Source organism: Geminocystis sp. (assembly GCF_041753295.1).
GTDB lineage: Bacteria > Cyanobacteriota > Cyanobacteriia > Cyanobacteriales > Cyanobacteriaceae > Geminocystis.
In genome coordinates, this window is the sequence record NZ_JBGSUU010000129.1 from 1 (window position 1) to 6741 (window position 6741).

Here is a 6741-nt window from a genome sequence, read left to right on the forward strand (position 1 = left end):
GACTGGATCTATTTTTTGACACCAGCGATTAAAACATGGTGGCATTGATGAAGATGTTGTTTCTTTCATTTTGACCTAAAAACGTTATAATACAAAAATTATAACCTAATTTCTTTTATCGTTTTGTTTAAGTACCGCTAACCAAAATACGCTCGGACTTTCCTGCACAATCCAATCAGGTTCTTTAATAACTTGTTTATTCAAGTCTTTTAAAGATAACCATTCATTCATTTTCATTAATTGCAGTAATTGGCGATTATCCTGTAATTTTGTGGGTTTTGAACCATAAAATAATACTAGCGGTTGAGAACGCTTATATTGTCTTTGTTGTGCCACATTCTGAATATGAGTTAACGCATTATATCTTTCTTGTGCTGATATATCGGCAACTTGACCAATTTCATTAAAATTTTTCTGACCGAAATTTTTGTTATAAATCAGTTTACCCGGTTTATCTAATAAATCAATGGCATCGGTATTACCTTCCGCTAAGACAGAAGATGCCGTATTTTGATCCATTTGTAGCACCATGCGTAAATTAATCTGGGTATAAATAGCTCTTCTCATATTAGAAGCCCTTGGATTTTGAGAAGCTAGTAACAGATGAATACCAAAAGCACGTCCTTGGCGAGTAATATTGTCAATGACTAAATTAAGACGGTTGGTAATATTATCATTTTCTTCAAACATACACTGAAATTCATCGATTACCACTAAAATACGAGGTAAATTTTCCCCAGTGACATCTCTATAATCTTGTAATTTACTTATGTTGCCTTTTGTTCTAAAGAGATTACCCCGTTCTTCAATCTGTTGATTGACATATTCTAAAACGCTCAAGCCAAACTCTCGATCGCTCTCAATAGAAATAACTTTAGCATGGGGTAAAGCATTGCTTTCGTTTAATTCTTCATTGTCGTTTAAGCTCTCAATACCATTGCCTTTTTTGCCCTTTTCATGATCTACATAAATCTGAAATTCTACCCCTTCTTTAAAATCTAATAGGTATAGTTCTAATTCATCGGGAGAATACTGCATAGCTAGACTAATGACACTAGCATGAAGGGTAAAACTTTTACCTGAGCCTGTCGCCCCTGCCAATAAACCATGACTAACTATTTGACTATCTTGATTTTCCCCTAACCAAAATTCTAGTTTATCCCTTGCACCCATTAAACCAATAGGCGCTCTAATTTCTTTACGACTGTCACCAGACCAATCTATTTGTGGATAGAGGTTGGAAAAGGCGATCGTGTCCACCCTAACGTTTCTGATGGCGTTATTTATAGCTTCTGCCATTGGATTAAAATGCTCATTAGCTGGAGGTTTATCTAAAGTAGCTTTTAAGTAAAGATTGGGTATTCTGACTTCACAAGGAGTATATTGATCTAGGGAAATGATTGAACAAAAATCATTAAAAACTTGAAAATCAAAATTTCTCGGTTTTTCTAAAGTATTATCAATATGGAGAATTACATATACTCCTGCTTTCGGACCATTAAGAAGAATACTTTTTAAATCTTCTAAAGAGCGTTGATCAAAACCTGTGGGAAAGTCGGCAATAAAAAGATAACGATGCAGGGGCGATCGCCCCTGCATCGAAATTATAATCTTCTATAGTTGCATAATTACTACTTAAATAATTTTGAATGACTTGTTCAATATGTTCTGTCAAACCCCGTAATTGTTCCCTAATGTCATCTCCACGAGTGTAGGTTTTTTGATCAGTAATAAAATTATGCAAATTGCTAAAAGGGAAAGTATTACCCATACTGATGGGATCGATAAATATGCCCTTGAATTTTCTTACAGGAAAGCTACTAATTATCCTAAAAGCAATGGATTGTAAGGCTAAAAGAGCAGTTTGGCGGTAGTTAGTATCTTCAGAATAAAAGGCGATGTGTCCAGACTTATAACCGCTTAATTCCTGAGAGAAATCTCGAATGGGAAAAAAGGCGGGAAATTTAGCGAATTTATCACTATACTTTAGCTCAAACTCTCCAATACGCACAATATCTGGGGCTAAACCACTGGTTTGAGGTTGCCAATGGGTAGGATCATTTTCTGAGGGAATCCATAAAGGATCATCCCAATTAAGAGTTAACAAACGAGGAGGAACTTCTGGGGATTCTGAAGTTTCAATCCTAGCCATGATTCCCTTAATCTTTGGTAGTTGTTCCTTCCATACCTGCTCGAATTGTTGTACTTGTTCGTTGTATGTTTGATCAGCTAACTTATAATTCTGAATAATTTCTGAGAGTAACTTTAAGATTTTGTTTTCATCTTGTTTAATATCAGTTTTAGTCTGATCGACTTTTGTTAATAACTTACGAATCTGAGATTCATTATCTAAAGTTTCCTTTTCTAATTTTTCTCTTTCTTTTTTTACATCGACTAATTTACCTATTATGTTAACAAAGAAAACAGTACCTACGAAAATAGATACTACAAGAAAAAAATAAATCCACCCACTACCGGGGGCTAACCACAAAGAAAGAATAATAATGACAATAATAGTATTTGTAATTACCCATGCTAGCTTTTCATTTGCTAGTTGTTCTAACTTATTTAATAAAGAGGAGTTGCTGTTTTCATGGGAATTAATATCTTTTCTTAAATCTTCTATAAGTTTTTCATTTTGCTGAATTATCTCAAAAGTTTGCTTGACAGAAACCAAAATATGTTGGATAAGATCATAATTTGAATGTTTCAAAAACTCTTCTTGCTTCTTGGTTTTTGCTTTTTGCCTATGCCTAACGTCACCAGTTTCAAGATACTCAGATAATAATTGATTATAATCTTCATCGGTGATTACCATTCTTTGCAATCCTAAGTTCTTGGAATATAATATTTTTCTCACCTCGTCTAAAGCTTCTAAATTATCAGGATTTACCATGGCAATAACTAATATCGGGGGTTGATTCTCCAATTTTCGTAACGGCAGTAATTTATGAACACGACAAAGTTCTATAGGCAAAATGGATTTGATTAATTCCATCATTTTTGATATATTTATTTCTTCTAAGTCAAAATTAAAACTAGGAACACCATATAAAATTTCTAATTCTAAAAGATGATGCTGTTTATATTGTTCATATTGTTTATTCAACTTTGAAGAAGTTGTTTGGGGTTGGGTTATTCTTTCTTCATTATTAATATGTGGGATATTAAAACCAAAGGATTTAACTAATTGCTTACCTTCTTGCAGTTTTTCTTGATACTTAGATAATTCATGACTAGCAATATTTAGTGCATTGTAGTTACTATCAATAGTTTCTAAACAGCGATAATACTCATCAAGTAAATCTTTGTATAAATATTTGTGGTTGCATTCCATATAAATTTTGTTGGGGAAAATGAATATATTTGTTAATGTAGCAATTTTACAAGAAGACAAACATAAAGTAATATTTCAAGATGTTAATTTTTGTCTGGATGTACAACAAAATTATGTAGTAAATATGTAAAAAAAGCGGATAAAATTATTGTGCGTTATCAGTGGATTGGTGCAGGAGTGATTGCTTGTACACCTTTACCTGTGGTAGATATGTTAGCAACGGCGGCAGTAAATGCACAAATGGTGGTAGAAATTGGACAAGATGCGATTACTAAAGTAATTGAACCCATCAAAGATACTTTAGATAATAATTTTAATGAACAAATAGAGGAAAGTAACGAAATTTATTTTGATGAAAGCGACGACTGGGGAAGTAATGATAAATCTAAAGATTATTGGTAATCAAATAGCAATTCTATTTGAGTCGTAAGAAAATAATAAGTTAATTTCCGAAAAATTGGAGGATTAGGGGAGCAAAATTCTCTACAACGGTTAACCCAGTTTTTTTGATATGTAATTGTATTTTAACAGAATATGAAACTGTAAAAAATCTTAATGTAAAATGACATTGATTCAGTTTAATGTAAAAAACTAGCAATAAAAAATGTTTTGTAAATTTTTATAATTAAAATCTTAGAAAGTAAGGATAGTAAGAAGAATGAGCGTTAATTTAGCCACAATGTTGAAAGAAGGTACAAAGAAATCCCATTCTATGGCAGAAAATATGGGTTTTATTAAATGCTTCCTGAAAGGAGTTGTTGAGAAAAATTCTTATCGTAAATTAGCAGCAAATCTTTATTTTGTTTACGGCGCAATGGAAGAAGAAATGGAGGGTTTAAAAGATCATCCTTTAGTTAGTAAAATTTACTTTCCTGAATTAAATCGCCAACCTAGTTTAGCAAAAGATCTTCAATTTTTTTATGGTGCTAACTGGAAAAACGAAATTGAGATTACTCCTAACGGACAAGTATATGTAGATCGTATTCATGAAATTGCGAAAAATGAGCCTGAATTATTTGCGGCACACTCCTATACTCGTTACTTAGGTGATCTTTCAGGAGGACAAATCTTGAAAAATATTGCTCAAAAAGCGATGAATTTAGACGGTGAAGGCACTGCTTTTTATGAATTTGAAACCATCAGCGATGAAAAAGCGTTTAAAACTATGTATCGTCAGGCGTTAAATGATTTACCTGTTAACCAAGAAACCGCAGACAAAATTGTACAAGAAGCAAATGATGCTTTCGGAATGAACATGAAAATGTTTCAAGAGTTAGAAGGTAACTTAATCATGGCGATTGGTAAAATGTTGTTTAATACTTTAACTTCTCGTCGTCGCCGTAGTAGCACTACCCATGATAATGGCACTGAATTAGCTACTGCTGAATAATATTTTCTCCTTCCTTCCTCTTTATTTTTAATCCCCCATATTTGGGGGCAAAATACCGTTATACTCAGATCTTGCACCCTATTTCCATTAACTGGTGAAGGTTGGGCAAAGGGCAAGGGGCAAGGGGCAAAGGGAGTACATTACCAACTCCTATCTCCTATCTCCTATCTCCCATACCATTAAGGTATCATATTAGTTAGTGTCACTTTCAAAACTAACTTTATGACTAACTCTACTCCTGAATCTCCTAATCCTAATTCACAAGAATCTACACAACCTCAAGATAGTTACGTTAAGTTAGCAATGCGTAATATGGTAAAAAAAAGAGGAGTTTCTTTAAAACATTTTTTCTTGACAACCTTTGGTTTATTAGGCTTTTTAGTCGGTATTTCTTACTTAACTCGATAATTTTTTCTGTAATAACATTCAAAAACAGGCTAAAGTATAATTGTTAAGTTTTATAACGATTGAGGTAAGTTGATGTTAGAACTATATCAATTTGAATTGTCCCAGTTTTCCGAAAAAGTTAGGTTAATTCTCGATTTTAAAGGATTAGAATATAAAAAAATTGAAGTTACCCCCGGTATTGGACAGTTAGAAGTATTTAAACTTTCTGGACAAAGACAAGTTCCTATTCTCAAAGATGGTGATACTGTCATTGCTGATTCTACCGAAATCGCTTTATATTTAGATCAAAAATATCCAGAAAAACCTTTAATCCCAGCGGATTCTCTCCTTAGAGGGCAATGTTTATTAATGGAAGGATGGGCAGACGAATGTTTAGGATATAAAGGGCGTAAGGCTTTTATTGGTGCTTTAAATCATTATCCTAATTTCCGTACTTCTTTTTTACCTAAAAATACCCCTGATATTCTCAAAACTTTTGTGAGCGCTTTTCCCTCAGAAATCTTTAATGCTATTGGTGTAGGTTTAACTTTCGGCTTCGGCACTGATATTCTCAAAACGGCAGAAAAAGGTTTAAAACAAGATTTAGATGCTTTAACTTTAATTTTGCAAAATCAACCTTATTTAGTGGGTGACACACCTACTTTAGCGGATTTAACTGTAGCCGCTTTAACTACTATCATTAAATTTCCTCCTGTTACTTACTTTGATTTGCCTATTGATTTAGAAGGTAAAGGTATCCCCGGATTAGCTGATAATAGCAACTATGAGTTTTTCTTTGAGTGGCGAGATAGACTTTATACCCAATATCGTCAACCCGTTGATAAATCTAATAGTAATAATTTTGGTGGCGGTAGTAACGATAGTCAACCTACTTCCATCGAAATTGAGTAATTAAAATTATGATAATCCCCCAACTTTGGGGGCAAAAGTATTTTAAATTAGATTAATGACAAAAAATAATATCTATTTTTTAACTTTTTAATTTCTGCTTCTATTTCTTCTATGTTTTCTAACATTTTTAATTTTTTAGTACTAGGATAATTAAGCCTTAAAGCAATATATAATTAGTCTTTAGCTTGTTTTAAGTTATTATATTTTTCCTTAACTTTTCTCTTCTTTTCTATTTCTTGATAGTCAATTTTTACCTGAGATTTTAATTGTTTTAATTCTTCATCAATCTCAATTTCTCTCCATTTAGCTTCCCATTGTATTTTTGCCAAAACAGGATCTAATTCTGCCATCGCTTCATTATAAGCCTCTAAATCAGACACTTTTCCCTCTACTCTTGTGTAAGTTTCGACAAAAGTTTCTGATGTTTCCAATTCTAAAAACATTTTTGCTAAACCATAAATGCCTAAACCGATGATACCACCTGAAATAGCCATTCCCGCCATGCCAACCCCAAAACTTGCGCCACCGATGCCAACACCAATGCCACCGATGGTATGATAAACTCCAATACCACCTAACGGTACTTAAACAAAACGATAAAAGAAATTAGGTTATAATTTTTGTATTATAACGTTTTTAGGTCAAAATGAAAGAAACAACATCTTCATCAATGCCACCATGTTTTAATCGCTGGTGTCAAAAAATAGATCCAGTC

General features: G+C 32.9%; 6 protein-coding genes and 1 pseudogene. 4 read left to right on the forward strand and 3 right to left on the reverse strand.

Translation table 11 applies throughout. The annotated features are described in order from the left end of the window. Positions 1 to 105: 105 nt before the first annotated feature. Entirely contained in the window at positions 106 to 1599 is a 1494-nt protein-coding gene (locus ACEW8E_RS16200; RefSeq protein WP_373481395.1) for an FtsK/SpoIIIE domain-containing protein, read from the reverse strand. Next, positions 1538 to 3337: a hypothetical protein gene (locus ACEW8E_RS16205; protein ID WP_373481396.1), complete on the reverse strand. Its 1800-nt coding sequence runs from the start codon at positions 3335 to 3337 to the stop codon at positions 1538 to 1540. The genes ACEW8E_RS16200 and ACEW8E_RS16205 overlap by 62 nt, the downstream gene beginning before the upstream one ends. Before the next feature lie 129 nt (positions 3338 to 3466). Here ACEW8E_RS16205 and ACEW8E_RS16210 point away from each other — a divergent pair. The 4 genes and pseudogenes from ACEW8E_RS16210 to ACEW8E_RS16225 all read left to right on the forward strand — a co-directional run. Continuing rightward, positions 3467 to 3739, forward strand: a pseudogene (locus tag ACEW8E_RS16210) (YcjF family protein); the annotation flags it as partial. 256 nt (positions 3740 to 3995) lie between these two features. Next, positions 3996 to 4727: a heme oxygenase (biliverdin-producing) gene (locus tag ACEW8E_RS16215; protein ID WP_373481397.1), complete on the forward strand. Its 732-nt coding sequence runs from the start codon at positions 3996 to 3998 to the stop codon at positions 4725 to 4727. A gap of 222 nt (positions 4728 to 4949) precedes the next feature. Beyond that, positions 4950 to 5135, forward strand: a complete 186-nt coding sequence (locus ACEW8E_RS16220) for a DUF3285 domain-containing protein (RefSeq protein WP_373481398.1) — start codon at positions 4950 to 4952, stop codon at positions 5133 to 5135. 72 nt (positions 5136 to 5207) lie between these two features. After that, positions 5208 to 6026 (forward strand): glutathione S-transferase family protein, encoded by an 819-nt coding sequence (locus ACEW8E_RS16225; RefSeq protein WP_373481399.1) that lies wholly within the window; start codon positions 5208 to 5210, stop codon positions 6024 to 6026. 173 nt (positions 6027 to 6199) lie between these two features. Here the strand turns inward: ACEW8E_RS16225 and ACEW8E_RS16230 are convergent, their stop codons facing one another. Further along, positions 6200 to 6529, reverse strand: coding sequence for a hypothetical protein (locus tag ACEW8E_RS16230; protein ID WP_373481400.1), 330 nt, complete (start codon positions 6527 to 6529; stop codon positions 6200 to 6202). Positions 6530 to 6741: the final 212 nt, after the last annotated feature.

Excerpts from the sequence above, each read along its gene's own strand:
- ACEW8E_RS16205 (WP_373481396.1), bottom strand. The coding sequence starts at position 3,337 with ATGGAATGCAACCACAAATATTTATACAAAGATTTACTTGATGAGTAT.
- ACEW8E_RS16200 (WP_373481395.1), bottom strand. The coding sequence starts at position 1,599 with ATGCAGGGGCGATCGCCCCTGCATCGTTATCTTTTTATTGCCGACTTT.
- ACEW8E_RS16230 (WP_373481400.1), bottom strand. The coding sequence starts at position 6,529 with ATGGCGGGAATGGCTATTTCAGGTGGTATCATCGGTTTAGGCATTTAT.
- ACEW8E_RS16225 (WP_373481399.1), top strand. The coding sequence starts at position 5,208 with ATGTTAGAACTATATCAATTTGAATTGTCCCAGTTTTCCGAAAAAGTT.
- ACEW8E_RS16215 (WP_373481397.1), top strand. The coding sequence starts at position 3,996 with ATGAGCGTTAATTTAGCCACAATGTTGAAAGAAGGTACAAAGAAATCC.
- ACEW8E_RS16220 (WP_373481398.1), top strand. The coding sequence starts at position 4,950 with ATGACTAACTCTACTCCTGAATCTCCTAATCCTAATTCACAAGAATCT.